The 3,608-nt window shown below is 64.6% G+C and carries 3 protein-coding genes; all 3 read left to right on the top strand.

The genetic code is table 11. The features are described 5' to 3' along the window. Positions 1-128: 128 nt before the first annotated feature. On the top strand, positions 129-449 hold the full coding sequence (locus AC5RWX_RS31410; RefSeq protein ID WP_494100108.1) for a carbohydrate ABC transporter permease: 321 nt from the start codon (positions 129-131) through the stop codon (positions 447-449). Next, on the top strand, positions 450-1,268 hold the full coding sequence (locus AC5RWX_RS31405) for a carbohydrate ABC transporter permease (protein ID WP_494100107.1): 819 nt from the start codon (positions 450-452) through the stop codon (positions 1,266-1,268). Positions 1,269-1,270: 2 nt separating this feature from the next. Continuing rightward, positions 1,271-3,608: beta-xylosidase/alpha-l-arabinosidase (locus AC5RWX_RS31400; protein ID WP_494100106.1), on the top strand; the 2,338-nt coding region annotated here is incomplete at its 3' end.

The raw sequence follows: 3,608 nt of genomic DNA, 5'->3' as shown, positions 1-3,608 counted from the left end.
TCGGCACCCAGACCGGTGCCATCGCCGTCCTGATCTTCGTCGGCATGTGGCAGTTCACGCCGTTCCACACACTCATTTACCAAGGTGCCGCCCGTCAGATCCCGCCGGTCCTATAGCAAGCCGCGTCCATCGACGGCGCCGGCACCGTCAGGCAGTTCTTCAGCATCACCCTGCCGCAGCTTAAGAACAGCATCGTGACGTCCGTGATCCTCATGGTGGTCGGCGGCCTGACCACTTTCGAAACAGTCCTCATTCTGACCAACGGCGGACCGGGAACCGGCACCACCATCACGGCTTTCCACATGTACCAGGAAGCCTTCCGGAGGTTCGATTTCGGCACCGGCAGCGCGATCGCCCTCGTACTCGTCGTTATCTCCACGGCCATCTCCTTCGCTGTGGTCCGGGTGTCCGGATACGACAAGATGCGCAGTTCCCTGGAGGGGCTCTAAATGAAAACCCGTCCGAATTACCTCGCAGGCATCGGTGCCTTCATCTGGCTGGCCATCGTTGCTGTTCCCCTGTACGTCATGCTGTCCGCGACCTTCCAGACGCGTGCGGAGTTCGGCGACAACGGGCCGCTATCCTTCCCCAGCAGCTTTACCCTGCAAAACTACGTGGACGCCATCAGCAGCGGCTTTGGCCGTTACTTCCTCAACACCGTCATCGTCACCGCCGGTGTTGTGGGCCTCGTCCTGCTGCTGGTACCCCCACTCAGCTATGCCATTGTGCGCAGCCAGAGCCGTGCCGCGTCGGTCATCTTCCGCCTGTTCCTGCTGGGCCTCGCGATTCCCGCCCAGGCCGTCATCGTTCCCGTGTTCTATCTGATCAACACCGTGGGCCTCTATGACAACCTCCTGGGTGTCATTCTTCCGACGGCGGCCTTCGCCCTTCCGATCTGCACGATCATCCTCAGCGGAACCATGCGGGACATTACTCCCGAGCTTTACGAAGCAATGGCCATGGACGGAGCCACCCCGGCCCGCGCATTCCTGCGCCTGGTTCTGCCGCTGTCCAAGGGCGGCCTGTCCACCATCGCGGTGTTCTCGGCACTGCAGGCCTGGAATGGATTCCTTTTCCCGCTGATTCTGACGCAGTCCGAATCTACCCGGGTGGTCACCCTCGGCCTGTTCAACTTCCAGACGCAGTTCGGCATCAACATTCCGGGGCTCCTGGCCGCCGTGACATTGTCCATGGTGCCCGTACTGCTCGCCTACCTCTTCGCGCGCCGCGCGCTTGTCCAGGGCCTGATGGGCGCTGGCGGAAAGTAATCATGACAGAAACTAAAACTCACAGCGCGCCGTGGCGCGACACCGCGTCCACTTCCCAGGAGCGCGCTGACAGCCTGATCGCCGTTATGACGGTCCGGGAAAAAACCGCGCAGCTGTTCGGCGTCTGGGTGGGTGCATCCACTGAGGGCGGTGAAGTAGCGCCCCACCAAAATGAGATGAACCCCGCGGTGGACCTCGATGAAATTTTGCCGCACGGCTTGGGACAGCTCACCAGGCCGTTCGGCACGGCCCCCGTGGACCCGGCGCTGGGCGCCTTGTCGCTTCAGCGGACCCAACAGCGTATTGCCGCCGCGAACCGCTTCGGCATCCCGGCTCTGGTCCATGAAGAATGCCTGGCAGGCTTTGCCGCCTGGCAGGCCACCGCCTACCCCGTGCCGCTGGCGTGGGGCGCCACCTTCAATGCTGAACTCATCCGTACGATGGGTGCCGCCATTGGAGCTGACATGCGCTCGGTGGGCGTGCACCAGGGCCTTGCCCCCGTCCTCGACGTGGTACGTGATGCGCGTTGGGGCCGCGTGGAAGAAACTATTGGTGAGGACCCCTACCTGATCGGAACCTTGGCCACCGCTTATATCCAGGGCCTGGAGAACAGTGGCATCGTCGCGACGCTTAAACACTTCGTGGGCTACTCGGCGTCAAAGGCAGGCCGCAACCTGGCCCCCGTCTCCGTTGGTGCCCGCGAGCTGGCAGACGTCCTGCTTCCGCCCTTCGAAATGGCCGTCCGGGAGTCCGGCGTCCGCTCCGTCATGCATGCCTACACCGACCTGGACGGTGTCCCCTCCGCTGCAGACGCCTCCCTGCTCACTGGGCTCCTGCGCGACACGTGGGGCTTCAGCGGCACTGTGGTGGCCGACTACTTCGGCATCGCCTTCCTGAAAAACCTGCACGGTGTCGCCGGGTCCCTCGGCGAAGCCGCAGCAGCCGCCCTGGCCGCCGGCGTCGACGTCGAACTGCCAACCGTGCACGCCTTCGGTGAGCACCTCGCGGCTGAAGTCGAAGCCGGGCGCGTTCCTGTAAGCCTCATTGACCGTGCCCTGCGCCGCGTGCTTGTGCAGAAAATCGAGCTGGGCCTGCTGGATGAGGACTGGTCGCCCGTTCCCCCTGCCCTGCAGGACACCGACGTGAAGAGCACCGATCTGCAGAGCACCGCCGGGCTGGAGGGCAGCATCACCCTTGACACCAAGGGCAACCGGGAGCTTGCTGCCCGGATTGCCGAAGAGTCGATCGTCCTGGCCAGCAACAACGGCATCCTGCCGCTGCGCAATCCCGGCCGCATCGCCGTCATCGGGCCCAACGCGGACAACCCTCAGGCCTTCCTTGGCTGCTACTCCTTCCCCGCACATGTCGGCGGGCAGCACCCGGACGTGCCTGTTGGCATTGAACTGCCCACCGTGGCGCAGGCCCTGCGGGCCGAATTCCCGGACAGCCCCATCACAATTACGGCCGGTTGCGCCATCGACGGTAATTCCACCGAGGGATTTGACGACGCCGTTGCTGCCGCCAATGCCGCCGACGTCGTCATCGCCGTCATGGGTGACCGGGCCGGCCTGTTCGGCCGGGGTACCAGCGGCGAGGGCTGCGACGTGGAATCCCTGGTGCTCCCGGGTGTCCAGCAGCAACTGCTGGACCGGCTGATTGCAACCGGCGTGCCCGTAGTACTGGTGCTCCTCACCGGCCGGCCGTATGCGGTGGGGTCCGCGGTCGAAAACGCCGCCGCCATCGTGCAGGCATTCTTCCCCGGTGAGGAAGGCGGACCGGCCGTGGCGAAGATCCTCAGCGGCAGCGTCAACCCCAGTGGCCGGCTGCCGGTAAGCATTCCCGCCCGGCCGGGAGCGCAGCCATCGTCATACCTGGCTTCTCCACTGGCCCAAGCCAGCAGCGTCTCCAATATCGATACTGCGGCCGCTTACCCCTTTGGCCACGGCCTTAGCTACACCACGTTCGAATGGAGCGGCCTGGAACTGGAGGGACCCTCGACCGTCGCGGTGGAAGGCGCGGTGAACGCCAGCGTCACCGTCACGAACACCGGTAACCGGGCCGGCGTCGAGCTCGTTCAGCTGTACCTCCACGATCCGGTCGCCTCAGTGGTCCGGCCCGTGCAGAAGCTGGTGGGTTATGCCCGCGTACCGCTGGAGGCGAAAGCTTCGGCAGTGGTTTCCTTCACTGTGCCCGCTGATGTGGCATCGTTCACCAGCCGGGACGGAAAGCGGATTGTTGAGGCAGGCAACCTGGAACTCCGCTTCGGGGCTTCCAGCGGGGATATCCGCCTGCGGACCGAGGTCCAGCTGACGGGTGGAACACGGATTGTGGACCACACCC

It is taken from the genome of Arthrobacter sp. SPT-J7 (assembly GCF_059089965.1).
Note: the sequence above shows the minus strand (reverse complement) of the source record. Positions and strands in the feature narration are given on the sequence as shown.

Coding starts and splice junctions, on each gene's coding strand:
- AC5RWX_RS31405 (WP_494100107.1), top strand. CDS start 450: ATGAAAACCCGTCCGAATTACCTCGCAGGCATCGGTGCCTTCATCTGG.